The 25,131-nt window shown below is 41.3% G+C and carries 30 protein-coding genes; 12 read left to right on the top strand and 18 right to left on the bottom strand.

What is annotated here, in order from left to right; genetic code table 11:
• Window positions 1-29 precede the first annotated feature (29 nt).
• Window positions 30-611, bottom strand: coding sequence for a 2'-5' RNA ligase family protein (locus NM125_RS14305; protein ID WP_255135652.1), 582 nt, complete (start codon window positions 609-611; stop codon window positions 30-32).
• A 109-nt stretch (window positions 612-720) separates the two neighbouring features.
• Here NM125_RS14305 and NM125_RS14300 point away from each other — a divergent pair, with 109 nt between their 5' ends.
• From NM125_RS14300 to NM125_RS14290, 3 genes are read left to right on the top strand one after another with little or no spacing between them, the layout of a single operon-like run.
• Window positions 721-2,742, top strand: a complete 2,022-nt coding sequence (locus NM125_RS14300) for an ATP-dependent helicase (protein WP_255135651.1) — start codon at window positions 721-723, stop codon at window positions 2,740-2,742.
• A 47-nt stretch (window positions 2,743-2,789) separates the two neighbouring features.
• Window positions 2,790-5,453, top strand: coding sequence for a TolB family protein (locus NM125_RS14295; RefSeq protein WP_255135650.1), 2,664 nt, complete (start codon window positions 2,790-2,792; stop codon window positions 5,451-5,453).
• A 12-nt stretch (window positions 5,454-5,465) separates the two neighbouring features.
• Window positions 5,466-5,720 carry a BamA/TamA family outer membrane protein gene (locus NM125_RS14290; protein ID WP_255135649.1) on the top strand — a complete coding sequence of 85 codons (255 nt, stop codon included), beginning with the start codon at window positions 5,466-5,468 and terminating at the stop codon, window positions 5,718-5,720.
• Window positions 5,721-5,732: 12 nt separating this feature from the next.
• Here NM125_RS14290 and NM125_RS14285 read toward each other — a convergent pair whose 3' ends face one another.
• Complete coding sequence (locus tag NM125_RS14285) at window positions 5,733-5,978, bottom strand: hypothetical protein (RefSeq protein WP_255135648.1); 246 nt, start codon at window positions 5,976-5,978, stop codon at window positions 5,733-5,735.
• Window positions 5,979-6,044: 66 nt separating this feature from the next.
• Here NM125_RS14285 and der point away from each other — a divergent pair, with 66 nt between their 5' ends.
• From der to NM125_RS14255, 6 genes are all read left to right on the top strand, one after another.
• Window positions 6,045-7,355, top strand: coding sequence for a ribosome biogenesis GTPase Der (gene der, locus NM125_RS14280; protein ID WP_255135647.1), 1,311 nt, complete (start codon window positions 6,045-6,047; stop codon window positions 7,353-7,355).
• A gap of 89 nt (window positions 7,356-7,444) precedes the next feature.
• Entirely contained in the window at window positions 7,445-8,134 is a 690-nt protein-coding gene (locus NM125_RS14275; RefSeq protein ID WP_255135646.1) for a NuoI/complex I 23 kDa subunit family protein, read from the top strand.
• Window positions 8,135-8,147: 13 nt separating this feature from the next.
• Window positions 8,148-8,678, top strand: a complete 531-nt coding sequence (locus tag NM125_RS14270) for a hypothetical protein (RefSeq protein ID WP_255135645.1) — start codon at window positions 8,148-8,150, stop codon at window positions 8,676-8,678.
• Window positions 8,678-9,283: a hypothetical protein gene (locus tag NM125_RS14265; protein ID WP_255135644.1), complete on the top strand. Its 606-nt coding sequence runs from the start codon at window positions 8,678-8,680 to the stop codon at window positions 9,281-9,283. The genes NM125_RS14270 and NM125_RS14265 overlap by 1 nt, the downstream gene beginning before the upstream one ends.
• Window positions 9,284-9,295: 12 nt before the next feature.
• Window positions 9,296-9,751: a redoxin domain-containing protein gene (locus NM125_RS14260; RefSeq protein WP_255135643.1), complete on the top strand. Its 456-nt coding sequence runs from the start codon at window positions 9,296-9,298 to the stop codon at window positions 9,749-9,751.
• A gap of 217 nt (window positions 9,752-9,968) precedes the next feature.
• A complete protein-coding gene (locus tag NM125_RS14255) occupies window positions 9,969-10,337 on the top strand; it encodes a response regulator (RefSeq protein WP_255135642.1) in 369 nt (122 codons plus the stop codon).
• Window positions 10,338-10,399: 62 nt separating this feature from the next.
• On the opposite strand, the gene NM125_RS14250 is transcribed toward NM125_RS14255, so the two are convergent.
• From NM125_RS14250 to NM125_RS14225, 6 genes are all read right to left on the bottom strand, one after another.
• Entirely contained in the window at window positions 10,400-11,083 is a 684-nt protein-coding gene (locus NM125_RS14250; RefSeq protein WP_255135641.1) for an energy transducer TonB, read from the bottom strand.
• Window positions 11,084-11,164: 81 nt separating this feature from the next.
• On the bottom strand, window positions 11,165-12,058 hold the full coding sequence (locus NM125_RS14245; RefSeq protein ID WP_255135640.1) for a diacylglycerol/lipid kinase family protein: 894 nt from the start codon (window positions 12,056-12,058) through the stop codon (window positions 11,165-11,167).
• Window positions 12,055-12,402: a DUF952 domain-containing protein gene (locus NM125_RS14240; protein WP_255135639.1), complete on the bottom strand. Its 348-nt coding sequence runs from the start codon at window positions 12,400-12,402 to the stop codon at window positions 12,055-12,057. Before NM125_RS14240 ends, NM125_RS14245 begins: the two co-directional genes overlap by 4 nt.
• A gap of 12 nt (window positions 12,403-12,414) precedes the next feature.
• Window positions 12,415-13,359 (bottom strand): succinylglutamate desuccinylase/aspartoacylase family protein, encoded by a 945-nt coding sequence (locus NM125_RS14235; protein ID WP_255135638.1) that lies wholly within the window; start codon window positions 13,357-13,359, stop codon window positions 12,415-12,417.
• Window positions 13,352-14,275, bottom strand: a complete 924-nt coding sequence (gene rimK / locus NM125_RS14230) for a 30S ribosomal protein S6--L-glutamate ligase (RefSeq protein WP_255135637.1) — start codon at window positions 14,273-14,275, stop codon at window positions 13,352-13,354. The genes NM125_RS14235 and rimK overlap by 8 nt, the downstream gene beginning before the upstream one ends.
• Window positions 14,276-14,278: 3 nt before the next feature.
• On the bottom strand, window positions 14,279-14,734 hold the full coding sequence (locus NM125_RS14225) for an ATP-dependent zinc protease family protein (RefSeq protein ID WP_255135636.1): 456 nt from the start codon (window positions 14,732-14,734) through the stop codon (window positions 14,279-14,281).
• Between the two features lie 111 nt (window positions 14,735-14,845).
• Here NM125_RS14225 and NM125_RS14220 point away from each other — a divergent pair, with 111 nt between their 5' ends.
• The 3 genes from NM125_RS14220 to NM125_RS14210 all read left to right on the top strand — a co-directional run bounded on the left by NM125_RS14220 (window position 14,846) and on the right by NM125_RS14210 (window position 17,559).
• Window positions 14,846-15,688, top strand: coding sequence for a 5'-nucleotidase, lipoprotein e(P4) family (locus tag NM125_RS14220; RefSeq protein WP_255135635.1), 843 nt, complete (start codon window positions 14,846-14,848; stop codon window positions 15,686-15,688).
• 10 nt (window positions 15,689-15,698) lie between these two features.
• Window positions 15,699-16,772 (top strand): alanine racemase, encoded by a 1,074-nt coding sequence (locus NM125_RS14215; RefSeq protein ID WP_255135634.1) that lies wholly within the window; start codon window positions 15,699-15,701, stop codon window positions 16,770-16,772.
• Between the two features lie 397 nt (window positions 16,773-17,169).
• Entirely contained in the window at window positions 17,170-17,559 is a 390-nt protein-coding gene (locus NM125_RS14210) for a hypothetical protein (protein ID WP_255135633.1), read from the top strand.
• A gap of 300 nt (window positions 17,560-17,859) precedes the next feature.
• On the opposite strand, the gene NM125_RS14205 is transcribed toward NM125_RS14210, so the two are convergent.
• The 10 genes from NM125_RS14205 to NM125_RS14160 form a co-directional block, all read right to left on the bottom strand.
• Window positions 17,860-18,591 (bottom strand): SDR family oxidoreductase, encoded by a 732-nt coding sequence (locus tag NM125_RS14205; RefSeq protein WP_255135632.1) that lies wholly within the window; start codon window positions 18,589-18,591, stop codon window positions 17,860-17,862.
• Window positions 18,592-18,667: 76 nt separating this feature from the next.
• Window positions 18,668-19,345, bottom strand: a complete 678-nt coding sequence (locus tag NM125_RS14200; protein ID WP_255135631.1) for a hypothetical protein — start codon at window positions 19,343-19,345, stop codon at window positions 18,668-18,670.
• Window positions 19,346-19,454: 109 nt separating this feature from the next.
• Window positions 19,455-20,204, bottom strand: a complete 750-nt coding sequence (locus NM125_RS14195; RefSeq protein WP_255135630.1) for a VOC family protein — start codon at window positions 20,202-20,204, stop codon at window positions 19,455-19,457.
• Between the two features lie 173 nt (window positions 20,205-20,377).
• Window positions 20,378-20,713, bottom strand: coding sequence for a type II toxin-antitoxin system PemK/MazF family toxin (locus NM125_RS14190; RefSeq protein WP_255135629.1), 336 nt, complete (start codon window positions 20,711-20,713; stop codon window positions 20,378-20,380).
• Window positions 20,707-20,964 (bottom strand): AbrB/MazE/SpoVT family DNA-binding domain-containing protein, encoded by a 258-nt coding sequence (locus NM125_RS14185; protein WP_255135628.1) that lies wholly within the window; start codon window positions 20,962-20,964, stop codon window positions 20,707-20,709. The genes NM125_RS14190 and NM125_RS14185 overlap by 7 nt, the downstream gene beginning before the upstream one ends.
• Before the next feature lie 211 nt (window positions 20,965-21,175).
• A complete protein-coding gene (locus NM125_RS14180; protein WP_255135627.1) occupies window positions 21,176-21,514 on the bottom strand; it encodes a helix-turn-helix domain-containing protein in 339 nt (112 codons plus the stop codon).
• Between the two features lie 247 nt (window positions 21,515-21,761).
• Window positions 21,762-22,613 carry a hypothetical protein gene (locus NM125_RS14175; RefSeq protein WP_255135626.1) on the bottom strand — a complete coding sequence of 284 codons (852 nt, stop codon included), beginning with the start codon at window positions 22,611-22,613 and terminating at the stop codon, window positions 21,762-21,764.
• Between the two features lie 13 nt (window positions 22,614-22,626).
• A complete protein-coding gene (locus NM125_RS14170) occupies window positions 22,627-23,175 on the bottom strand; it encodes an ion channel (protein WP_255135625.1) in 549 nt (182 codons plus the stop codon).
• Window positions 23,176-23,582: 407 nt separating this feature from the next.
• Window positions 23,583-23,930 carry a hypothetical protein gene (locus NM125_RS14165; protein ID WP_255135624.1) on the bottom strand — a complete coding sequence of 116 codons (348 nt, stop codon included), beginning with the start codon at window positions 23,928-23,930 and terminating at the stop codon, window positions 23,583-23,585.
• Window positions 23,931-24,088: 158 nt separating this feature from the next.
• Window positions 24,089-24,988, bottom strand: coding sequence for a hypothetical protein (locus NM125_RS14160; protein ID WP_255135623.1), 900 nt, complete (start codon window positions 24,986-24,988; stop codon window positions 24,089-24,091).
• Window positions 24,989-25,131 lie beyond the last annotated feature (143 nt).

The following is a 25,131-nucleotide window of genomic DNA, read 5'->3' as shown; positions in this document are numbered from 1 at the left end:
AATGATTTCATTTTTAAACCCTTCAGAAACTAATTTTGGAGGTTTATGTGAGAATAGAGCTCATAGTTTTCTTTAGAGTTGCTTCGTGTGAGTACCGTCAGCTTTCTAACATCAAAAGTATAGAAAAACGGCTTTTCCAGGTATCTGTCTTTTATTTGTCTGAACACCTTGGTATTAAAGTTACGACCGATAGTCAGATGTGGGGTTTCACTGCTGTAAAATTTGGTGGTTTTAACCACTTCTTTCTTTATGGATTTAAACTCACTGATCAGGGAATTGAATGTATGTGAGGGCTGAACACCTATATAAAAGGTATTCCCGGACTCAAAAACTCTAAAGTCTTGCAATCTCATCTCAAATGTTGAGAACAGAGAAACTCTTCTTTGAACTTTAGCAAGCACATCATCCATTCGTTTTTGAGTTACCAAAAAATTACTGACGGTGATATGTGCTTTCGACTTTCCGGATTTAAACGAACCAAACTCCTCTTTAAGCTCTTTCTTTAAAATGGACACATAATCGGTCACATTTTTAGGGGGCTCGATAAGAATGAGAAACTCATTAACTCTAATATCTTCCGTAAAGAGGGGTAACTGGATTGATTTTGACATAATGACTCTCCGTTAATTAATTACACATATTATTTACATATAATTTAGAAAGCAGTCAATAGTTAATACATAATTTTTACATATACCTTCAGATTGCTATCTTTGAAGTATGAAAAAATTCGTTCTCAAAAAAGAAGAGCCCCGAAAACGACCTGAAGACTATTCCATTCCGTATGCTGATTTACTGAATAAACAGCAGCTGGATGCTGTTTTCCATGAAAAGGGGCCAGCTTTAGTTGTAGCGGGTGCAGGCACAGGAAAAACCCGGACATTAGTCCACCGGGTAGCTCGATTAGTGGAAAGTGGCGTAAAGCCATCCAATATTCTGCTTCTTACCTTCACCCGAAGGGCCGCAAAAGAAATGCTGAACCGGGCAAGCAATATACTTGACGAGCGTTGCAAGCAGGTGCAGGGTGGGACATTTCATTTCTACTGCAGCCTGCTGTTGCACCGGCACGCAGAGATCATCGGTTATCCTTCCAATTTCACGATTATAGATACTGCCGATGCACTGGAGGTCATTCAGTTTGTACGGACCGAGTTGAAGCTGAACAAAAAGAAGAAAAGGTTTCCAAACAAAAATACGCTGCTGAATATTATCAGTACCTGCATCAATAAGCATCTCGATTTGAGGGTCGTTTTACAGGAGCAATATCCTCAGTTTTTGGAACAGGAAGAAAAGATCCAGCAGGTGGGGTTGGCATACCAGGAGTATAAGGAGAAGAATTATGTAATGGACTTTGACGATCTTCTTATAAAAACACGCCAATTACTTACACAGCATGAAGATATACGGATTAAAGTAGCTTCTCAGAATCAGTTTGTAATGGTGGATGAGTTCCAGGATACCAATAAACTACAGGCGGAGTTAACTGAGCTGTTTTCCAGTGTACATGGCAACGTGATGGCCGTTGGGGATGATGCTCAGAGCATTTATTCGTTTCGGGGAGCAGATCACCAAAACATCATGGATTTCCCTGAGCGATTTGAAGGCACTAAACTGATTAAACTGGAAGAAAATTACCGTTCAACCCCACAAATTCTGAATGTAGCCAACAACCTGCTTAAACAAGCCAGCTTCAAATTTGATAAACAGCTTTATTCAGAGATTAAGGACGGTGAGCTGCCTGCATTGGTACAATCTTCCAGCGAGCACGATCAAAGCCGTTTTATAACCCAGGCGGTGTTGCAGCTCAGAGAACAGGAGATGGAGCTGAATGAAATGGCCGTGTTGTTCCGTAATGGCCGCGATTCATTTGATCTGGAAGTGGAGCTGAACCGCAAGAATATTCCGTTTGTGAAATACGGTGGTCAAAAATTCACCGAGGCTGCGCATATTAAAGATGTGCTGGCTCATATCCGGGTGCTGGTCAATCCTATGGATACCATTGCCTGGAACCGGGTTTTGATGCTACTGGATGGAATTGGCCCAAAAACGGCCCAGGATTTATTTGAATGGATTCGCCTTGCCAAAAACCCGTACCGACTGGATCTGTCTGACACCACAAGTCAATCATATATCGATCAGCTTAAAGTGCTCAGTAAACTTCTGGTTGCTCTGAAAGAAAATGATCATTCGGTGGCTAAAGTTGTTGAGTTGGTTGTGGATTATTACCGTGATTTTTGCAAAGATCGATACGACGACTATCCAAAGCGCCTTAAAGACTTAGAGGCTTTTGTTAACGTTTCGGAAAGCTTTACATCGCTTCCAAAAATGCTGGAAGAACTGGCTCTTGATCCCATTACTGCAACAGCCGTTGATACCGAGCAGAAAACCAAGGAGGAAGCCCCACTGATCCTGAGTACTATTCATTCTGCAAAAGGACTTGAATGGAAGCACGTTTTCATCATTCAGTGCCTGGATGGTATTATACCTTCAGCATATTCAGTTGAGGATGAGGAACAGCTTGACGAGGAACTGCGACTGTTATATGTAGCCGCAACCCGCGCCAAAGACATGCTATACTTCAGTTATCCGGTGCTGGCACAATCAGCCTATGGCGATTATTTCACGCAACCATCCCGCTTTCTAAAAGATATGAACAACGATTTGGTTGAAGAATGGAAGCTCGTGGAAGAGGAACAACAACAGCAAATTGAGGAAGGAAACCAACAGCAATTGACGGATTAATTTCATTATTTCATCCTGAATTAGAACCGGAACTCAACCACTGATCGTTGTTCAAGAAGTCAATACTATTCATCGCTTTATCATTTTCAGTTCAGCTGCTATTTGCACAGGGCTTTAATTCTACCAGTGGACGAAATCACCCCGAACTGAATTGGCAGGTAGCTGAAACGGAGCATTTCCTCATTATGTATCCGGAGAGGATTGCCGGAATTGAGGGTGAGGCTGCTGCTATTGCTGAGCAAACTTATGAAGCTCTTTCCAAAAATCTTGAAGTTACTTTCGATCAAAAAATACGCATTTATCTTTCAGACGAAGATGAAGTCAATAATGGCTTCGCTGTTCCATTCAGCCGGCCGTACACCAATATTTGGGTGAATTTAAACGATTACAGCGAAATCTGGACGGGGCAGGAGAAGTGGCTTCGGAAGGTAATAGCGCATGAATTGGCTCATATTTTTCATTTTGAGGCGGTGAAATCACCACTTGGCCTGCTTCAATATACCTTTGCAAATCCACTGCCCGGTTTTTGGACTGAAGGCCTGGCTCAATATGAAACGGAAAAGTGGGATTCTCAACGGGGCGACCGTTGGTTGCGTAAAGCAATTTTTGATGACGACCTGAACTACAGCTCCGGGCAGTCCCTTGAAGACGGGCGTTTGCTCTATGCTATGGGAAATTCACAACTGCGTTACTTTGCTGAGCAATATAGAGATACTTCTCTTGCAAACCTGTTGCAGCATCGAAAAAAGTTGTTTGGGTTGATCAGGTATCATGATTTTGGCAATGCCTTTGAAGAAACAATAGATGGGGGTTATAGTGGATTTTATGACAGATGGCGAAAGCATGTAAATGTGTATTACAATACGGTGGCATCCCAAATGGAGCGTACCGATTCCCTACATGCAGATGAATTCAGCTTTCCAGGTCAGTTTTATTTTGATGCCTCTGTAAGCCCCGATGATAGCCTGCTGGCTGTTCTGTCTCTCACGTCCATGTCCCGACCGGTACGCAGGTTGTACGTCACTTCAACTGATTCATCCAGGCAGAACACACTGATTGGGGAAGGAGCCATTAATTCTGATTTGAACTGGCTGGACCCTCAACACCTTCTTTATTCAAGAATGGTAAGAGGGAAGCATTCTTCACTGATCAACGATATATTTTTGTATGATTTAGAAAAAGAGAAAGAAACCCGGCTTACCGTTAACCGAAAAGCCAAATTCCCGGCTGCAGGTTCATCCCAAAATCAAATTGGGTATATCGTAAATGAGGGAGGGACCGGAAACCTGTTTGTAATGAACCTGGAAACTCGAAAAGAGGAAAAGCTGACTGATTACTCTGGGGATATTCAGCTCTTGTGGCCGCTTTGGGTTGAGGGTGAAAATGTCTGGCTGCTTCACAGGTTTGCTGAAAATGGAGATCGAAATTTGGTTCTCATTGACCCCGAAACCGGATCGGAGAAAACCATAGACCCGGAACAAGTTGATAATAGAAAGGCCATTCTAAGTCCGGACGGCAGCAAAATAGCTTACATTTCCTTGAGAGATGAAGTCCCCAATGTTTTTATTTATGATTTCGAATCCGGTGTAGAATCCCGGTTTACCAATCTGTTTACAGGAGGGGAAGTATTTGGATGGGTTTCCGATTTTGACTCAACCGGTGAAGAGCATTTGGTTATAGGAGCTTCAGAAACCCGCACACAGGATAAACTGCACTTTGTTTCTGCCGGACGGGAAGTCTATCAGCCGGAATTGAATCTTCCGGAAACCTATGCCAGCTGGAGGCATCAGTCTCCTGAAAATGAAATTCCATCAAACATTAAACCAAATCCTGCATTAATTACCGACCGGTATTCCTACAATGCATTTCAGAATCTGACACACATTGCTTCTTTTGGCTTTCCCTATTATTCCGATGCAAACGACTGGGGGGTATTTGCCACCTCTAACTGGACGGAACCGCTGGCTAAACATACTATTTCAGGAGGAGGGTGGCTTTCCATTCCCGATCCACTGAATAAGTCCTACGGGGCGCTATCCTATATCAATAACCAGCTTTACCCAACACTGACCTTTTCGGTATATCAAATACCGGAGAATGGACAGTATTACGGAGAAGAATTCCTGTTTGAGGAGTACATCGGAGCAGATATTGCCATAAACTGGCCGTTGGATGTATTTTCTTCTTCCTATCAAAACAGTAGCTGGTCGGCCAGGTTCCGGCATTATTCAACTGATCCGATGGGAGAAAACCGGTTCACATCAAACCCGAATCTCGCTACTCCGCAAAATGCAACGGTTACAGATCTTCAGCTAAGCTGGCAAATCAAGAAACAGCGTCCCTGGAAGAATAACAGCTACCACCCGCTGGATGGAACCGGACTTCAATTGAGCGTTAAAGCTTCCGAGAAAATTATTGGATCGGACACCCGAACGCTAACTTCTGATATTCATGGCTATACCGTTCAGCCTTTTCTTGGATTGAACAGGATTTTTTTGGAAGGAAGATTCCAATCTCAATGGGGCAATAATCTGCCTCAAAATTATATCGGATTTTCCCGGTACGACAATGTTGATATCAGTCTGCCTAATGATATTCCACTTCAGTTTTTTGGTGATAATGAGCGAATCAGGGGATATCGGAAATTTGTAACCGGCAAGCAGGTAGCTTTTGGTAGTGTTGAATACCGAATCCCATTTATACCATCGTGACAGACGCAGATATTGGGATTCGTTAGATTGGGAGGAGTAAGCATTTCACTGTTCACAGACGGCGGGATTGTTTGGGACGCCCGGTCAGAATCCGGTGAAACCGGAACCATTCAACGATGGGGAGCAGGAGCAGAACTGAAAAATGAAATTTCCATAGCCGGGTTATCCATTTCTCACGCTTTTGGGGTCGCTCAACCGGCTCACCAATTATTCACCGATGCTAAATCGGATATGTACTATAGAGTACAAGCCGTGGTTCCTTTTTAATCAGAGCTCAGCTTAATTATCCTCTTCACGCATATATTTTCGTTGCAGGTACATGTCCACGATTAACCATATAACCGGATAGGGTGGGAATAAAACGGCCAATATAATCTGCCAGTCTTTGCCTTTCTTTTGGCCGCCGTCATAGGGTAGAGAGATGCCTGCGATTCCCGCTATCCACAAAATGAAAAAGATAAACAGAGAGAACGCGGTAATGAGCGCGCCGAAGAAGCCGAGATTGTCATAAAAGCTTTGAAGCATAGTTAATATAGTGCTGAATAATGCGTACCTTTATTGCTTGTTTAATCTAAGAATCTAAGACTTAAAATGCTCCCAGTAGTTTCCATTGTAGGACGCCCCAACGTTGGTAAATCCACATTATTTAACAGACTCATAGGAACCCGTAAAGCAATTGTTCACGATGAGTACGGTGTAACCCGGGATCGACACTACGGAGAATCGTTCTGGAACGGTCGCGACTTCACCGTAATTGACACCGGAGGATATCTGCCTGATGAAATGAATGTCATGGTTGTGGGAATCCGCGAACAGGTACACATTGCGCTCGAAGAGTCGGATGTGATATTATTTGTGGTGGATGTAAAGGATGGCATCAATACCCTCGATAAAGCCGTTGCTAATCTATTGCGCCAGCAGGATAAACCCGTATTGTTGGTTAGTAATAAAGCTGATAACGAAGAACGACGCATGAACTCCACCGAGTTTTATGAACTTGGCATTGAAGATCTGTTTCCTGTGAGCTCTATCAATGGAACGGGAACCGGTAATTTATTGGACCGGGTTGTGGAATTGCTGCCGGAGGAAGAAGAGCCGGAAGAGGAGAATGATATTCCAAAACTGGCTTTTATCGGTCGCCCGAATGTAGGAAAAAGCAGTTTGTTTAATGCTTTACTCAATGACGAAAGGGCTATTGTTACCGACATTGCCGGAACTACCCGCGATTCCATCAACAGTAACCTGGAATATGACGACAAAGAATACCTGCTTGTAGATACAGCCGGACTGCGTAAACGCACCAAAGTAAAGGAGAACATTGAGTTCTACAGCACCATCCGCACCGATCGGGCCATACGCGAGTGTGATATAGCCATTCTTATTGTGGATGCGATGCAAGGCTTTGATGCTCAGGATAAACGGGTAATCCGCGAAGCAGAGAAATTTAATAAAGGCCTGGTTATCGTCCTTAATAAATGGGATTTGGTTCCTGAAAAAGACACAAATACCGTACGCGAGTTTGAGGATTATATTTACACCTCGGTTCCTCAGCTTTATTATGTTCCAATCGTGACTATTTCCGCGTTGAACAAAACCCGGATTCACCGCGTTTTGGATGTAGCTGATGAAGTAATAGCCGAACGCAGAAAAGAAATTTCCACACCAGACTTCAACGACTTCCTGGAGCAAATGCTGGGAGAGAAGCCCCTGCCTATGAAAAGGGGACAGCAGTTAAAAATTACTTATGCTACTCAGGTTAAAAGCAATCCACCGGTGTTTAAGTTTTTCATGAACAGTCCACACGAACTGCCCCCGAATTACCGCAAGTACATTGAAAATAAAATCCGGGAACGATTTGGGTTCCTCGGCGTTCCGATTACCATGGTTTTCCGCCAAAAATAAAATAGAAAAGCTCATAAATAACTTTGATGCTAACCCAACAATGGTTTATTTTTGAGTGCTAATACAGACACGAAAACGATTCGAATTGAATGGCTAAGAATCTCGAAAAACCTACAGTAAACGCACTAAGCGATAATTATAAGAATGAGCGGAAGCTCAATTTTCTTGAGAAACTGTATCTGCCTGAGATATTGAAGGGAATGTGGTATTCCTTTAAACAAATGTTTCAGCCCTCATTTACGCTCAATTATCCGGAAGAGAAATGGGATCCACCGGCAATTTTCCGGGGTCGGCCGGTTTTGGTTGAAGACCATAACAAAGAGCGTTGTGTAGCTTGTGGGCTGTGCGCCCGGGCTTGTCCACCGCTTGCCATTAGCATGCAAGCCAAAGAGACCGAAGATGAGAAGGAAAGATATCCTGACTTTTTCGAAATTAATATGCTGCGATGCATTTATTGCGGATATTGTGAAGAAGTTTGCCCCGAAGAAGCTATCGTGATGAGTAAGGATTACGATATTGTATTTGAGTCAAGGGAAGATGCCATCTATGATAAAGAGCGTTTACTTGTACCTAAAGAAGACGTAGCCGATCGTCTTGAGTATCTGAAGAATTATAGGAACCGCCAGTTTGGTTCATTCTGGGATTTCCAGGAAGAAAATAACATTCACTCCGTAAGAGATAGAGACAAAGACTGGAACACGGGATTGTCTTTGGTTGATATGATTGAGCAGCAAGAAAAAAATGATTCAACCCCGGCATCTTCCAGCTGGAATACCTAATTACTCTTACAAGATGGATATAAAACAGAGCCAGATTGATTCCCTTATTGATGATGTAGCTTACCTTGAACATGAGGCCGAAGCACTCAAATATGTAATTGATTCTGTTCCTTATGATGAAACTTCCCCCGGAAGACGTTCCATCGCCGAGATTCTGATGTTCCTGGATCACGCTCAGCAAAATTATTATCGGGAAGTGATTGAGGATGCATTTAAAAGCGTAAGGCCCATTAACCTGAATGCTTACACCGACCCGGAAGAGACTTTTGAGAAAGATGAGGAGCTGGCTAAAGATATTCAGAAACTGCTTTATAAGATTTCGAAGCACCGGGTTGCCATCTTAAACCTCATCAAGAACATCAACCTAATTGATTGGGAGAGAGAGATTACCAAAGGCAGGCAAACCATTTCTTTGTATGAGTTTACCAATCAAATGGTGCGCAAAGAACGGGCTACACTGAAAGAAATAGCGGACCTCGTACTTACCTATCAAAACAGTAAGCAGATGCAGCGTGAGCTGGAAAGCAGAAATCCCGAAAGCTGATGGAACCGGCTAAATGGATTGATTTAGTTGTCTCGTTTTCCTTCGGAACAGTTAGCTTCCTGTTGTTGAAGCGATTTATTCAGCGCAGAACCATGCTGGACCTTTATTTTAGCCTGGCTGCTTTATTCATATCCATTCCGTATCTGCTTGATCTATTCCAAGTTGAAGCACCAATTAACCTTTTTCAATGGGGGAAATTGGTAGCAGTTACCTTTTATATAAGCGGACTGCTGGTGCTCATCAGGGAGTCTAAGCCCATATTTGCCCGCTTTCCGATGTACCTGACTGCGTTACCCTTTGTGAGTTTCCTTTTCTTTCCGCTCATCATCGATTTTACGGTTATAAAAGACCTCATTAATGCCATTTACCAGGGCGGGGCGCTAACGGTAACCGTTCTTGTTTTTACCATAAATCAGGCACGTAAACGCCGCAGAAGGTACTACATTATCGGGTTGAGCTGTATTGGAATAGCATACCTTGGATATTGGCTCGTATTTAACAGAACGGCTCCTGAATTGATCTGGATTACCGAAATCTTACTTTCAGTGGGAATTCTTTTCATGACTTATCGATTTATCAAGAGCGAAGATTTCAATAACCAGTAACTATATAAGTGCATGAAAACAGCCCCGGATTTTACCCTGAAAAACACAAGCAACGAAGACGTATCTCTATCTGATTTTAAAGGAGAGAAAAACGTAGTTCTGCTTTTTTTCCCGTTAGCTTTTAGCGGGGTTTGCACCAAAGAACTCTGTTCAACAAGAGATAATCTTAAAATCTACAATTCTTTGGATGCGGAAGTACTGGCCATAAGCATTGACAGTTTTTTTACTCTAAAGGCTTTCAAAGAAGCAAACAATTTGAATTTTTCGCTTCTAAGCGACTTCAATAAAGAAGTAAGTGCAAAGTACGACTCTTTGTATGATGATTACTTCGGAATGAAAGGCGTATCCAAGCGGTCGGTATTTGTAATAGATAAAGAGGGAAGAGTAGTGCACCAGGAAATACTGGAAGACTCAGGCAAAATACCGAACCTCTCCAAAGTTCAGGAAGTACTGGCCGGACTAAACTAATCGCATTCTATTCAATTCTATCTGAATTCTTAGAAGACAATTTTGTGTATGAGGGAAGAAGACTATATTAGTGAATCAACCTTACTTTACATAATATAAATTATACGACACATTCTATATTATTACGATATTATAATTACGATGCCCTTATAAAATCTTCTTACTTTGTTGTTAACAACGCTGGCTGAGTTAATATAAATCAACTATCTTTCGCGGTATGAAAATTATTATTGTTGAAGACGATAAAGTTCTTTCACTGCTTCTTTCAAAAATGATCGAGCGGCTGAACTATGAGGTTATAGAAATAATTACCAAAGGTCACGAAGCTATTGAAAAGATCGATGCTCTCAATCCCGATCTGGTTTTAATGGACATTATGCTTGAGGATGATGTTGATGGAATTGATGCAATGACTGCCCTTCGTGAAAAAGCAAACGACGTACCTGTTATTTATATCACCGGGAACTCTGATCCTCTGAATCGTGAGAGAGCTAAAACCACCGATTTCATTGATTACCTGATCAAGCCCGTTAGTTTTGACGAACTAAAAAGTACTATCAACCGACTCGCAGAAAAAGAGTCCTGAACATTTCTGCCCAAGACTCCTTTTACCCACTTACAATCTTAGTTACTCGTTTTGATGGAATATCAGCTGTTTGTTTCCTGAAGTCTGAAAGCAACCGGTAAGCTGTAGCGTACTATAACTGGTTGTCCGCGTTGTTTACCTGGTTTGAATTTTACTTTCTGCACTGCTTTCAAAGCTTCTTCATCGCAGCCACCTCCAATTCCGCGCACCACAATCGGATCAAGCACATTGCCCTCTTTGTCGATAAGGAATTGAACTACAACCCGTCCTTCTATACCGGCCTTAAGGGCCATTTCAGGATAGGTTATATGCTTTTGAACTGCGGCAAGTCCTCCGATCAGTTCCGGCATCTGCTCTACTACCACGAAGATTTCCTCTTCTTCCTCTTGTTCAATCATTCTTGGCGGTGGCGGTGGTAATTCCATGATGGCCGCATCCATATCCAGTTCCGCATCAAGATCAATGAGTTCATCTTCTATGATTTCATCATTGGGAACTTCGACGGGAATCATTGGGCGTGGTGGCGGCGGTGCCTTAACTTCTTGTTTTGTTTGAACGATCTCTTCAACAAAAACTTCTTCCTGTCTGTCCACTACAATTTGATCACCTTTCTCAGAAGGTTTGATGGTGAGCTTGGAAGCAGATATAAAAATCAGCAGTGAAAGTATGAAGCCAATTTCCAGACGGAGTAAATAGCCTTGTTTCAGATCATTTTTGCGATCGATTATTTTAACCGGACCTCTCATAGTGTTATCCTCCTTTTGTTTAGAAGTTACCTAAGAGTACCCAGGAATAGTGAAGATTTAATGAAGCGCTTTTCTGAATTTTTATGAAGCAACTATCACTTCTAACGCACCCGGTAAAACTTCGAACACGAAGTGATCGGTTTTCGGTACTTGTTCACCATCTGCATGAGACTTAAGCACACGATCTGTGCTTATGGTTACGGTATCCGCAAATAAATATTCATCCACTATCTTTTTGTTGAAGGAAAAACCGAAGGAAAGTTTCAGGAACTCCAAAATTAATCGCATTCTGGAAACCGCCTTCACCACAATAAGTTCAACTTTTCCGTCAGAATTTATAGAAGACGGAGAAATTTGATACTTCCCTCCTTCAGATTTCCCATTGGCTACGGCCACCATCCATACCTGTTGTTCGATGGCATCATTAAGACCAGAAATTGAAATTTTGGCTTTAAAGGGCTCAGACATTGATAAAGCCTTCAGTCCACCCAAAAAGTAACGTAAAAAACCACTCTTAAAGCCGGATTTTGAAGCATAGTAGTTGGTTAGCCCATCAACGCCAATTCCGGTGGTGTTGATGAAATATCCCCACTCACTCTTGATTGCATCCACCTGTTTAGTTTCCTGCTGTATCAATACCTGAATATTTTTATCGAAATCTTTACTCAGGCCAATACTTTGAGCAAAATCATTTCCACTACCAATTGGTATTACCCCAAGTTTACTGTCACGACCAATCAGACCGTTAGCCACCCGGTTAACGGTACCATCTCCACCGCAAGCAATGACATGGGAATGTTCCGCGGACTTTTGCCGGGCAATTTCAGCAATGGAATCATCTTTCCTTACGTAAATGAAAGAAGTCCCGGGAAATTTATCCTCAAGCTCCGCTTCTTTGCTTCTGAAAAAAGCCTCAGCCCGAAAAGCATTGGATGCACAATTAATGATGAAGCAATATGACGGATCGTTGCTCAATCGAAGTGTTTAACGTTAAGCGAGAACTTTCCTTTTTTATCAGAACTCAGCTTTATTTTGTCAATAATGGCATCAATAGAAACCGCTCCCTGTATAGCTGTAAAGCTGAACCCGTCTTCTTCGATGTGCTTAATGGGCGTCTGTATTCGAAGCGGATCCAATACGATCAACAGTAGTTTCTCTTCTCCTTCAAAGTAGTGATTGATTACTTTTTCGGCATGTTCTCCGGTAAAAGATCTCACGTACCCGGCTTCTTCAATGGAATCGGGACTAAAGCTGCCGTTATCGGATACATTCTTCCAATCGGAAGGCTTAATGGCGGTAAATAATAAATCTATTTCCACAGTATTTGTTCGTTATTTGTTATATGCAAAATGAATGAGGGCATCACCCTTATTTACTACAGGACAGTTATTTAGACCGATTACCATGCCGTCATGAGGTGCCACAACGCGGGAGTTCAATTCCCCGTACGGATCTTTAATTGATCCCAGGACTTGTCGTTTGTTGAACTCTTCCCCAAGTTCAGCTTTGGTGATAAACAACCCGGCATTTTTGGTTCGTATCCATGTAGAATTGTTAAATACTTTCGTTTTATTTGGCTCCGGAGCACTCGTAATCATACCCAGATATTTCATGAGTCTTTGAGTGCCCTCAATGCCTTCTTCAATACCGGTTTCGTCGTAGCGAAGCGATTCCCCGGTTTCATAAACCAGAATTTCTTTCCCTTTTTTATGAGCCGCACTCCGGAATGATTTGGAGATCAGCGAGGAATGCATCATAACCGGAGCACCCATCGCTGTGGCCAGCTCTTTGGCTCTTTTTATTTTGAATGAACAGCGTATTTGAGGATAATTGGCCCTCGCAGCACCTCCGGTATGGAAATCAATGCCGCAGTCCACTTCCGGAATAATTTCTTTCATTAAGGTATGAGCCAGTAATTTAGCCAGTGAACCGCCTTTTGCTCCGGGAAAACTTCTATTGATATCTTTCCCGTCCGGCAAGCCACGAGAATTCTGAATAAAGCCATAAATGTTCACAATCGGGATGGCGATAACCGTTCCTTTTTCGGGAATAACGATCTCGCGTTCAATCATGCGCCGAACAATTTCAACCCCGTTTACTTCGTCACCGTGAAGACCCCCGGTAAGTAACAAAACCGGTCCGTCTTTGGGCGCGCGATAAACCAACACGGGTAAATCGATGCTGGTGTAAGTTGGCAGCCGGGCGATGTTTAGATTCACAATCTTTTGTTCCCCAAGCCCGATTCTCTGCTTATTGATGGTAATAAACTCAGGCATGCTTCTTCGCTTTTTTCTTGCGGGCCGGGTTCTTCTTACGCTCTTCAACGGCCTTCTCAATATAGCTGATGATGGTTGCCGCAATATCTTTCTTGGTGGTTTTTTCGATGCCTTCTAATCCCGGGGATGAATTCACTTCCAAAATCAAAGGTCCGCGGTCCGATTGCAGCATATCAACTCCGGCAATTTGAAGGTCCATCGCTCTTGCGGCAGTAAGGGCTGCATCTTTTTCAATTTTAGAGAGCTTAATTAGGGATCCGCTTCCACCCTGGTGAAGGTTGGACCGGAATTCCCCCTCTTTACCCTGTCGTTTCATGGCGCCAACTACTTTGCCATCTACCACAAATGCCCGGATATCAGCGCCCTTTGATTCCGAAATAAATTCCTGAACAATCACACGGGCTTTCATCGCATGAAAAGCTTCAATAATAGATTCGGCGGCTTTTTTGGTCGGCCCCAGAACCACACCGTGTCCCTGTGTGCCTTCCAGTAACTTCACGATAAGAGGCGCACCGCCTACCGACTCAATAAGTTTTTTCACCTCTTTGGAGTAATTGGTAAATACGGTTTTCGGAAGCCCTACCCCTGAACTCGCCAACAGCTGCAGGCTTCGCAGCTTATCTCTTGATCGAACCAGCGCCTGTGAATGTACCGCGCTGAAGACTTCCATCATTTCAAACTGGCGAACCACCGCTGCTCCGTAAAAAGTAACCGATGCACCAATTCGAGGAATGATGGCATCCAGATAATCAATTCTTTCGCCTCTGAAATAAATCTTGGGATTGTCCTGTTCTATAACAATATCGCACTTCAGGTGGTCAATCACCTCTACATCGTGCCCTTTTTCCTCGGCAGCCTCAACCAATCGTGAGGTTGAATAAAGAGATTTGTTTCTGGAAAGAATTCCTAATTTCATTATTTAAGACTCCTCGGTCTTTATATTCTTTGAAAGATTTTTACTTGTAACATCTACCATAAAGGGGCCTTTTCTCAAAAATTTTCTACCGATTAATAATGGGTATTTCATAGCTGAACGATCGGTGAGCGAAAATTCGATGGTATAAAGAGAGCTAAAAAACTCAATCTGGGTTCGGATGAAATACCGGAGTTCGATATCCCCGTTCGAACTTTTAACTTCCCGCTTATCAAAGACCGGCATTTCCAGCATCTGCTCGTTATAGGCCTCATGGTCCGGATCCAGCATATAAAATCGAATCCAGGACTCCCCCTCTTTTTCAAAAGGCTCCAAATGATGACAGTGCAGACTCGATGTGAAAGCACCTGTATCAATTTTGGCTTCCAAATCGGTAAAATTCCACTCCGGTAAATTCACCAGTTCAATACGGCCAATAATTTGTTGGTTGGATGTGTTCATAGGATCCCCAAAAATACAGGTTTTATTCCCCTTATCACATTTCCATTTAAAATTGTTTAGCTCTGGTTTCGATTTCCTATCTTTGGCAAAAAGTTCAAAGAAACATCCTTTATGCACTACCTGAAACACGCACTGATCCTTTCTGCCTTTTTCCTTGCTTCCTGCAGTACCGTTCAACAAAGTACGATTAATGATGATCCCACCACTCAAGCCACATTGTGGGTTCAAAATGCAGCTGAGTATGATGCCATTGCTATGCAGACGTACGCCACGGCCATGCGAACCCTTCCCCTTCCACTTGAAGATTCATTCTGGACGGCTTCTTTGAATCAGGAAGAGGACGACAATTTTATGTCGCTGCCTCCCGCTATAATCATGGATGTGGATGAAACAGTACTCGACAACTCCCCATTTCAGGCGCGGATGATAAAGCAGGAAAAAGATTTCAACATCGAAGACTGGAACGCCTGGTGTAAGGAAGCCAAAGCCGAGGCCGTGCCCGGAGCGGTGGAATTTGCCAATTATGCAGCCGACCGTGGCGTAACCATTTTCTATATCACCAACCGTGATTATGAAGTAGAAGAAGCAACGCGCAAAAACCTGATTGAAGAAGGATTCCCCGTTTCTAATTCCATAGATAACATCATGACAAACGGTGAGGAACCCGGCTGGAACTCCTCTAAAACCGAACGCCGCCAGCAAGTAGAAGAAAATTACCGTGTGGTAATGGTTATAGGAGATGATTTAAATGATTTCCTCCCTGCAAAAGGTATTACACAGAAAAAGCGAGCCGGCCTGGTACAGGAAAACAGCGATTGGTTTGGCCGACGCTGGTTTATCCTCCCAAACCCTGTTTATGGTTCCTGGGAACAGGCTCTTTTTGATTTTGAGGATGGTTTGAGTGAGTCGGAAAGAAAAACTATCCTCCAAAAAAGACTCAACTCAAAAAATTAGCATATCACTGATGCAGCCTTTTCCTACTCTCTACGTTGACCTCGATATCGTTCGGTCGAATATTGCCCGCATGGCTTCAAAAGCTGAAAAAGCCGGAGTCGAATTTCGTCCTCATTTTAAGACGCATCAATCCAAAGCTATCGGAAAAATATTTCGGGAATATGGGGTAAGTGGAATCACGGTTTCCTCGATCAAAATGGCTGAATACTTTCTGAATGATGGATGGGGTGATATCACTATTGCATTCCCTGCCAATGTCTTAGCTCATGATTACTATAATAATATCAGCAAGACGGCTTCAGTAAAGACACTTGTTATTTCTGAGGAAGTAGTTCAAAAACTCGACAATAAACTGGATAATGAACTCGGGCTCTATATTGAAATTGATCCGGATTATGGACGAAGCGGTGTCCCGGTTTCAGAATTGGAAAGGATTAAGTCACTGCTTAATGCTATCGAAGGTTCTGATCATTGCTACCCGGCGGGGTTCTATTGTCATGCCGGGCATACCTACAAGGCATGCTCTAAAGATGAAGTTGAGAAAATAAGCAGGGAAGCCCTTCAGAAACTGGAGGCGCTCAGGGAGCATTTCCCCGATCTTCCCATTTGCTTTGGAGATACCCCCTCCTGCAGCGTGCTCGATGATTTTGGTCCGGCCACCCAGATAAGTCCCGGTAACTTTGTGTTTTACGATTGGATGCAGGTTCAGATAGGCTCCTGCTCTCCCAATGAAATTGCGGTGTATATGCAGTGCCCCGTTATTGAAACGTTCAGCGACCGAAATCAGGTGCTTATTCATGGCGGAGCCGTGCATTTCTCTAAAGACTCAGTTCAGGTTGATGATTACCTGAGTTATGGTGAACCCATGCTTAAATATTTATCGGAAGAAACCTACGTGAAAAGCCTTTCTCAGGAACACGGCATCATTCAATGTAGCCCCGATGTATTTAGTAAACTCAAAGTCGGTGAAACCATTCAAATCTTCCCTATTCATTCCTGCCTTACTGCTGATTTAATGAGAGAGTACTACACTAAAGATGGTCAGGTATTGGATCATATGAATGGGAAAATGGGCGGTAGTTAGACTTTATTATCCTGTTCATGCATTCGGTTGTGAACCTTGATTTATGGGATTTAAGGATGTTCAGGATTGGCTTTTTGAGACGATTACTACTATTTGTTGGATGAGCAGGATTTTATTCTTATCCCCTTACCTACTCATAGTCACCAAGCTCCAGCTTCCAGTCATACAGATCGCAAATCGATCATTCGGTCCATCGATCTATCGCAATTCATATCACACTACACCTGCGTGCGGTTGGCCTTGTTTTGACTCTCAGATACCGGTAAATATTAAAATTGGGTACCGGCATAGACATTAAACCTTAATTTGACTAAAGTGGGTTTATAGCAGTCTATTGTTTTAAAAAGATAAAGCAATTGTGAGATGTTTAGGATAACAATAACTAAATCCACAAAACATGAAAGCTAATCTAAAAAAGCTGGCAATCATCGCAGGTTGTATCATTTTCCTGCATAGCATATCTGGTAATGTGATTGCACAAGCTCTGGTATTGCATGATGTAAATGGGTATCAATTTACCTGTAATGGGGTCACTTATGTTACGTTCGACACTCATATAACGATCGCCAGTAATGGAGGCGGAGTCGTAGCTGTAAAATTTACCGGGGTTGATACTTCTTGCCTGGGTGGTAATAACAAAAAAGCTACGGCTGTAAGAACCTATGTTGTTCCTGTTCTAATAGAGGGTGTGATCTACTTTTCAAAACCAGGGACCCTTGTAACCACTCCAAATGGAAAAGCCATTTTCCGAAGTCAAATTGCTCCGGGTACTGTACCTATGAGCTAAGTACAATCCTAATTCTAAAAAGGTAAAAGCCCCGGATAATTGCCGGGGCTTATTTTTTGGCCAGGTAATGGATCATATGAATGGGAAAATGGGCGGTAATTAGACTATATTATCCTATTCATGCATGCGGTTGTGAACCTTGATTTATGGTATTTAAGGATGTTCAGGATTGGCTTTTTGAGACGATTACTACTATTTACTTGTATAAAATCTCCTTCCAAGTCCCAAAGCTCAAGCTTCCAGTCATACAGATCGCAAATCGATCATTCGGTCCATCGATCAATCGCAATTCATATCATACTACACCTGCGTGCGATTATAAATAACCGGCATCTGCCCTTTCCAGGTATTCCATAAGTCTGTATCAAGGCTTAACTCCGACATGAAATTGGCTACATTGATTCGGCTGGTTTGTCCTGCATCAAAAATGGGATTTCTGATCGGGGAAGTATGAATTTCATAGTCACTGACTTGCTCCTCATCAATCAGGCCATCGGGTCGCACAGCCACCCACTCCAGCTTATGGTGATCCTGACCAACCTGGACTCGAAGGAAATCTGCTGCCTGCTCATTATCCACATGAGGTGGCAGAATGAGCCGCAATAAGGCAACAACCAATCTTTGAGAAAACGGTGGCTTTTCCGGTATATCCCGATTGCTGTTGCCGGTGGTATTCATCAAAACCATTTTGATTGGGTGATCTGACTGAACCAGCTCCATAGCCCTGGCCACTTTAGCAACCGCATCGGTCACTAACCGCCTGGGATGCCCATATATGCCCTTGAAGCTTACATTATGGCCAAGGCACGAAAATACAGAAGTGCATCCGGCAAGTAATTGCGCTAACTCCTGATCCTGCATGGTTGATATTTCCGCTTCCACAATATCTAATCGCCCATTGGAATCTATGATGTTAGCGAGAGATCCCTCTTTCCGGACTAAAGCGATTACCTGTACCCCTTTGTTCAGCAACAATTTCACCAATAAACGACCGGTGGCACCGCTGGCGCCTAATACTAATGCTTTATTCATGTCTTTCTTTTGTGATGATAGAAACGGCTGCCTACGCAGGAACCTCGAAAAGGTTTAACCACCTCCGCCACTACTATTAATCTTCAACATGATATTCACAACTTACCGATGGATTAAACGGCATAAAGAGACCGTGCTCATTTTCTTTGTACAACCACATATGGAGGTCATAATGGGGTTCAAATTTATGGGCTTCATCGGGTTCAGTTTCGGGATTGTCGACCATTGCAAAATAGTCGATACCCATAAAGTCGGGACGTGCTTCATTACCCGCATCATGCCATCCTTTTTGGAAAACCAGGTTCTCAATGGCTACTAACTTCATAGAGCCGTTCTCCATAGGTTCATAAATCAAAATAGCCGGATTGTTGAAGTCCGTATGCAGGCCATTTCCATCGACACGTTCGGTTCCGGGCACAAGCCCCAGTAAATCAGGTCGAACGTAGTGAACCCCCATTGCTCCGGTAAATTCAGGCCATCCCATCATCGGGCCTGTGTCACAAATATTAAACGGATCTCTTACATATCCTTCTTTCAGCGCTACTTCCACATCCTGAAAACGTTTAGTAGCGTGATATACTTCTATAAGTTTTTCAGCCATTTCAGCATTCTTATCAAATGCATTCTGAATGACAGCTGCTACACTTTCATTTTCAATTGAGTTAATCGAATTCTGGGCCTGTACGAAATATGAACCCGGCATTAACAGGAAAAGAGTGGTGATTAAAACACCGGTAGTTTTATTGAGATGCATATTTATCCCCATTATATTTTTAGTTTCCCTTTAGAAAAGCATGTTAGAAGGGATTATTCCGAATCTTAATTAATTCAGGAATGATTTACAAAAGCAAAGATGGGCTACATCAATTCCCGTCCTGCAAGGCTATATATACACCAACGGGATCCCTGATTACGGCGTGTCCGGCCTCAGTCTCTTCCTTTACGATCTCACCGCCGCCCTCACGAACATGACGAAGGCTCTCGTCGAAGTCACCGACCGGCAAACTAAGTATCCAGACGGAAGGAATGCTCCCGTTGTCGTCATTCTTAGGACAGATTTCTGCCGCGGCAATACCATCCGGCCGCCGCATTTCAAATCCACCTTCTTTGTCGGCCGGGGCCGCTGACCAACCAACGACCTGCTCGTAGAATTCACATATCGACGAAACGTCTGAGACCACAAGTGAAAGCCAGGCTATGCAACCGATACGGTCGGAATGACTTGTACTGTCCGTATCTTCGTCAGCAGCTGGGATTACCCCGAATGCAGCACCAGCGGGGTCAACCAAGACGGCCCACTGACTCTGCCCGTCATCGCCTTTGGCATGAATCAGCTCCTGCCCTCCGAGTTCGAGCGTACGATCCACACTTGCAGCTACATCGGAAACCTGTATGTGCGGCATCCATTGCAGTGGCAGGGCTTCATACTCAGGTGAACGAGCTCCCAATCCTATCACCGGTGTACCCTGGTTGTTGGTTAAATCGTCTTGCCACAGCGGAGTCGCACCCATCGTTAAAACCTTGGAGTAGAAACGGAGTTCCCGCTCATGCTCCGGTACTGCAATATCTGCGCTTAGTACTCCCCCAACACCGTGTAAGAATGGATTTCGCATGACTACCTCATTTGGTTTAGAGTTGGCAAGATTTAAAATTGGGGTGTAACGACCTGCCGCATAACCGGCGCAGGGATTATGATTTGGTTGAAGTAGCGAAATTAATTTCTGGCAATCAAGCTCCATCGAATTCCGTCCTTGGCCGATTTAAAAAGCCTTGTTAGGTGGGGAATTTATGGGGCAAACATCTCTTGTAATGTACTCAATACTTTTTCTTCGGCCGAAGAACTAATTGTCCCAAGGCTTTTAATCAATCTGGTTTTATCGACTGTTCGAATCTGATCTAATACAATTTGTCCTTTCTTGCCTTGAAATGTAGTAGTGACTCGCGTTGGGTAATTTTTAATGGTAGATGTCATTGGAGCAATGATCACTGTTCTGATATGCTTGTTCATTTCATCAGGAGATATAATCAAACAGGGACGAGTTTTTTTAATTTCAGATCCTTTGGTGGGATCAAGTGAAATCAGATGAACTTCAAACCTTTTAACTGGCTTTACTTTTACCATGTCCACTCAGTTTCATCCCAGTCTGAAGGTTTTTCAATCTCTTTTTGATCTAATAAAACATCATCACCTTGTTCCGCCATTTTTTGGAAAGACGCTTCCCAATCCTTTCGAGTCATATCAGCAGGCCGAAGAATAATTTCATTGTCTCTGAGAATCATTTCAATTTCTTTAGTAATCCCACTTTCTTCGATCAGGGGTTTGGGAATTCGAACTCCCTGGGAATTACCGATACGAATTATCTTGGTTTTCATAGCTTTGATTATTTGTAAATATCTACACGAAGATAATTACAATGTACTTACAATACAACTAAAGAAGAATCGATTTATTGAGCCGCCTAACCGACCATGCCATTAGTGGTGGAACAAATACACGACCTTTGATGGATATCACAAGAACGTACTATCTACAGTGGGAAAACTATGTGCTCTTGACAATGTCCTTTTTAAAGATATTATACACCTATATCTCAACACCCATAGAAATTGCAATACCATAAGCTATAATGAACGCAACTATAAATGATACAAGAGCTGCTTTTTTATCTATATCCATGACTTTAAATTTCAGTAAATCTGCAAGTGAAGGCTCTGATTTCTGATAATTATCATTTACGGAAAGCTCATCAAATTGAATATCAAAAGCAGCACAAATACATTTAGCTGATTCTGGTGATACAGCCCCTGTTTTTTCAATTCTTTGAATGGTTCTCATACTAACTCCACTTACTTCAGCAAGGTGGGACTGACTCCAGGCATTTGATTCTCTAAGCTGTTTTAGTTTGGCATTATCCAGTTGCATGATCTCTTTTATTTATTTGGTTATAACTTTATGTAAATATCATGATTTATCAGCTGATTTGATACGTCATCTAGATGACAATAAAATGTCATAATCGCGTCAAAGATGTATAACGGTTTGGCAAATAAGCGGCTTGTACTTACCACTTAGGAGTTAGTTAATTACTATGATTTTAACAACAAACGAACAATAAACTAATGCGCAAACAGTGTACAAGTCCGCTTAATTTGCATTGTTATACTGCTACCTACATATCGAATGAATCTTTACAACTACAGAGTAGACCAATTAATGCAATTGTTCTTAAGCTGTTAGCCTCACTTGCATAATCAACATCTCGGCCATGTAAAATTGTATGTCTGTTAAGTGGATTTAAATTTGGATCATGATTTTTTCTCTTTTCAATTTCAGAGAAGTTTTCATGTAATAGGCTTTCTTCCTCAAGTTGTTTTAAAAGTAAATAACTTAAGGAAGTTGTACTTGTTGGATGCCCATTTTCTGCAAGCCTTGCCAATAGATTTCGTTTAATTTTCTTTAGCTTTTTTTCATCATTTGAATAAAAAGTTGTTCCAATAAGCTCTTCAAATATTCCATCTCCTTGTGCTAAAAATACAGGAATACTTAATTCGTACTTTCCTTCCACATGGGCTTCAAATGCAGAGCTTATAATTTTATTACGTTCAGGATAAAATTTCTGACATTGATGCTTAAAAACTGAAAGGTGATCTTTAATGTATTGCTGAACATCATTCTCAATAACTTCATGCTCACCATTATTTATGAGTGCTTCATATCTTTTAAAGACACCAAAATCTGCAAAGTGAAATGGTACAAACCATCCGCGCTTGGCTAAATAGGCGTAAATGGTATCGACTCTATCGGGAATATTCTTAGCTTCTTCAGCTAATGCTTCGAATAGAGCATTATATTTCTCAAGATTAAAATCAAATGAAATAGAGGCAAGATTTCTCTGAATTTCCTGCAGTTGTTCATGTATTGGTGTGAAAGCATTACTAATATTTATCGATTGTGCAGCCATTTTTTGAGCTGCTTCTCTTAACTTTTTAAAGGGATCATTTTCAAAATGAAATTTAAACATGCAAAAAATCGATTTAGTCTTCGTCGATTTCCTCTTTAAAAGGCTTTATCTCGCCCATGTTAGCTAAAAGGAAAACTACAATTGAGAAAGAAGTTAGGACTTGAATGCCTGCAATTGATTTTGCCCAGTAACTTGTAGGCTCAACTCCAGAATATCCTAATGTGGTAAGGGTCATTACTGAGAAATAAACAAAATCAAAAATTTTAGAAAATATTGAGGTTCCAGTGTACCCTGTAAAAGAATTTTCACCGAAGTGATCGATCAATAAATAATCCACTGCAAAAGAGACTGAAATCGAGAGAAGAGTTAAGACAGTAGCGAAAACTGTTTTTGGAAAATTTTTCTCAGACACATAGTGTAATCCAATCCGTTCTTTTAGATACAATACGTAATAAAATGATTTATAAATACAGAACATAAGTATCAAGATTGGTAACACGAAAGAATACCAATCTTGTAGTTCAACTTCTTGACCTAGTATATACGAGAACCCCCATACTACGAACCCTAATGCAACAATCGCTTCAATGTGTTCAGAAAAGTATTTCGCAAATTTTTTCATTGTTAAAGCAGTATAACGGCTCAGCGCATAACGGGCGCGGATATTATGAGTTAATAAACAGTTAAAATTTCAAAACAAGCAACTTTGGAAACCAACGGCACGTCCGCGTCCCAGTTGATGCGTGTGTTATACGTTAATTTTAGTCAACCTTGAGTATCACTCCATTGCCCATTAAGAGAACAAGAAACAGACACTTGACCTCCTTCAGTGTTTATTGTCATAACATGTTCAACTTCATCATCAACGATTATCTTAGCTGAAGGTTCAGGTTCTTCTGAATGAAGTGATTGCCAAATTCTTCTTGCGAAAATCCACCTAATGGTTCCATAGTTTTAAATTGAGTTAGACTTCACATTATTTTGTATCAGTCTGACAACTTAGCTTTTAAATAGCGAGTATTTTATTAACTACTTATTATATCTATGCTCCCAAAATAAAACTTTAGCAGCAGCATAAATTGGGCCACGGCCATCTTTACGGGTCTTGCACTTAGAGCTTTCGAACCAAGAATTTGAATAGTATGTATGACCGGTTATATCGGTTTTTGTCCACTCTCCAGAAACCATTTTCTTTACAACCCATTCTTGCTTTGGATATGAAGCTACTTTTTCTAATTTAAACAATCCAATTTCATTAGATTTACTTATTCCATATTTGCCGGAATCATAAAGTTGAAATTTGTTATCCGCCTCGTAGAAGACAATAGTTCCATTTTCCCATGAATAATTGGCCTTATTAATTTCAACTTTTTTCATAAATAATACATTAAAGTTTACCAGATAATGATATTGAGCTTCACCAGTAGGCGCCAACGTGCTAATTTGTTACAAGAATGAAAGACTAACTATAAAAAGTAAAAGTAGCAAAAATGGATAGACCTGTCCGAGTTGAAGTACGGGTTATGTGGCTATTTTCAATTTATATTTTTAGTGATTATTTCAGGTAAATTATTTTTCTGTATGATAGAATTATTGTTAGTAGTCTTTATTAGGATTTTAAACTTTGGATATAATTGAAATATGTTTTCTAGAAAACAGTCCCAATAAATTATTCTATCAAATTTATTTTTTGAATATTTGACATTCTTTAGTTCTTCTTCAAAAAATGTGATTGTATTTCCCAAATTATTTCCACCTGCGTAAATCAATAACCATTTTTCTTCACAGCCACTAAAATCATGATCTTTTTTATGTTTTTTGATAATTGGTTTATTCAAAACACTAGGTTCATATTCTAATTTTCCCGAAAGTAAAGAGGATTCCCACCATAGCAAATCAGACTCTGGATAGGTAGTAAGACTTAAAGAATTGCAATGTTTTTTTAAATAAGAAGATGATTTAAAATCTTCTATTTTAGTTTTGAACGGAAATTTATGAGAAGTTAAAATATTTATTAGCTCATCAATTAAGTCATTATCTGATTTAAGACATTCGTTAAAATTCTTAAGACTTAAAACACCATATATGTATTCATATCCCTTTTTTAAGCCACGCAAGTTATCCTGAAGCTTTGTGGAAAAATTTTTCCATTTGGCAATTTTCTGTTTTTGTAAAGATCCCTGATCAGTGTTATCCCAATACAAATCTGTTAATTCACAACCGATTTTTCGTACTTTTGAATCAGAATTATAAAGAGAGAGTATTATATCGGGCTGTGGCGGAGATGGAGATTCGAATTCTATGTTTTTCAAATTCAATCTCAGCATTAAATCAGCAAAAATATCTCTTTCATATTGAGTTTGATCTGACCTGTTAAACCATCTTTCTTCATATAATATTTTTGATGCCAACTGACTTCTGACAGATTTTCTCATAAGGGTTTAGATTTAATAACCGTATAACATATAATTATTTAGAATGTACGAAGGTGTGAAAATTCTATATAAAAGTACAAATCAATTATTGACAAGCCTATGATATCCATTCAGATATGTTATCAAGAATTTCAGTGAAAAAT

The organism is Gracilimonas sediminicola (assembly GCF_024320785.1).
Lineage (GTDB): Bacteria > Bacteroidota > Rhodothermia > Balneolales > Balneolaceae > Gracilimonas > Gracilimonas sediminicola.
This window is presented reverse-complemented; position numbering and strand designations above follow the sequence as displayed.

What these genes read in the sequence shown, in the direction of transcription:
- NM125_RS14305 (WP_255135652.1), bottom strand. Translation starts at nt 611, where the DNA reads ATGTCAAAATCAATCCAGTTACCCCTCTTTACGGAAGATATTAGAGTT.
- NM125_RS14300 (WP_255135651.1), top strand. Translation starts at nt 721, where the DNA reads ATGAAAAAATTCGTTCTCAAAAAAGAAGAGCCCCGAAAACGACCTGAA.
- NM125_RS14285 (WP_255135648.1), bottom strand. Translation starts at nt 5,978, where the DNA reads ATGCTTCAAAGCTTTTATGACAATCTCGGCTTCTTCGGCGCGCTCATT.
- der (WP_255135647.1), top strand. Translation starts at nt 6,045, where the DNA reads ATGCTCCCAGTAGTTTCCATTGTAGGACGCCCCAACGTTGGTAAATCC.
- NM125_RS14275 (WP_255135646.1), top strand. Translation starts at nt 7,445, where the DNA reads ATGGCTAAGAATCTCGAAAAACCTACAGTAAACGCACTAAGCGATAAT.
- NM125_RS14270 (WP_255135645.1), top strand. Translation starts at nt 8,148, where the DNA reads ATGGATATAAAACAGAGCCAGATTGATTCCCTTATTGATGATGTAGCT.
- NM125_RS14265 (WP_255135644.1), top strand. Translation starts at nt 8,678, where the DNA reads ATGGAACCGGCTAAATGGATTGATTTAGTTGTCTCGTTTTCCTTCGGA.
- NM125_RS14260 (WP_255135643.1), top strand. Translation starts at nt 9,296, where the DNA reads ATGAAAACAGCCCCGGATTTTACCCTGAAAAACACAAGCAACGAAGAC.
- NM125_RS14255 (WP_255135642.1), top strand. Translation starts at nt 9,969, where the DNA reads ATGAAAATTATTATTGTTGAAGACGATAAAGTTCTTTCACTGCTTCTT.
- NM125_RS14250 (WP_255135641.1), bottom strand. Translation starts at nt 11,083, where the DNA reads ATGAGAGGTCCGGTTAAAATAATCGATCGCAAAAATGATCTGAAACAA.
- NM125_RS14235 (WP_255135638.1), bottom strand. Translation starts at nt 13,359, where the DNA reads ATGCCTGAGTTTATTACCATCAATAAGCAGAGAATCGGGCTTGGGGAA.
- rimK (WP_255135637.1), bottom strand. Translation starts at nt 14,275, where the DNA reads ATGAAATTAGGAATTCTTTCCAGAAACAAATCTCTTTATTCAACCTCA.
- NM125_RS14225 (WP_255135636.1), bottom strand. Translation starts at nt 14,734, where the DNA reads ATGAACACATCCAACCAACAAATTATTGGCCGTATTGAACTGGTGAAT.
- NM125_RS14220 (WP_255135635.1), top strand. Translation starts at nt 14,846, where the DNA reads ATGCACTACCTGAAACACGCACTGATCCTTTCTGCCTTTTTCCTTGCT.
- NM125_RS14215 (WP_255135634.1), top strand. Translation starts at nt 15,699, where the DNA reads ATGCAGCCTTTTCCTACTCTCTACGTTGACCTCGATATCGTTCGGTCG.
- NM125_RS14210 (WP_255135633.1), top strand. Translation starts at nt 17,170, where the DNA reads ATGAAAGCTAATCTAAAAAAGCTGGCAATCATCGCAGGTTGTATCATT.
- NM125_RS14205 (WP_255135632.1), bottom strand. Translation starts at nt 18,591, where the DNA reads ATGAATAAAGCATTAGTATTAGGCGCCAGCGGTGCCACCGGTCGTTTA.
- NM125_RS14200 (WP_255135631.1), bottom strand. Translation starts at nt 19,345, where the DNA reads ATGCATCTCAATAAAACTACCGGTGTTTTAATCACCACTCTTTTCCTG.
- NM125_RS14195 (WP_255135630.1), bottom strand. Translation starts at nt 20,204, where the DNA reads ATGCGAAATCCATTCTTACACGGTGTTGGGGGAGTACTAAGCGCAGAT.
- NM125_RS14190 (WP_255135629.1), bottom strand. Translation starts at nt 20,713, where the DNA reads ATGGTAAAAGTAAAGCCAGTTAAAAGGTTTGAAGTTCATCTGATTTCA.
- NM125_RS14185 (WP_255135628.1), bottom strand. Translation starts at nt 20,964, where the DNA reads ATGAAAACCAAGATAATTCGTATCGGTAATTCCCAGGGAGTTCGAATT.
- NM125_RS14180 (WP_255135627.1), bottom strand. Translation starts at nt 21,514, where the DNA reads ATGCAACTGGATAATGCCAAACTAAAACAGCTTAGAGAATCAAATGCC.
- NM125_RS14175 (WP_255135626.1), bottom strand. Translation starts at nt 22,613, where the DNA reads ATGTTTAAATTTCATTTTGAAAATGATCCCTTTAAAAAGTTAAGAGAA.
- NM125_RS14170 (WP_255135625.1), bottom strand. Translation starts at nt 23,175, where the DNA reads ATGAAAAAATTTGCGAAATACTTTTCTGAACACATTGAAGCGATTGTT.
- NM125_RS14165 (WP_255135624.1), bottom strand. Translation starts at nt 23,930, where the DNA reads ATGAAAAAAGTTGAAATTAATAAGGCCAATTATTCATGGGAAAATGGA.
- NM125_RS14160 (WP_255135623.1), bottom strand. Translation starts at nt 24,988, where the DNA reads ATGAGAAAATCTGTCAGAAGTCAGTTGGCATCAAAAATATTATATGAA.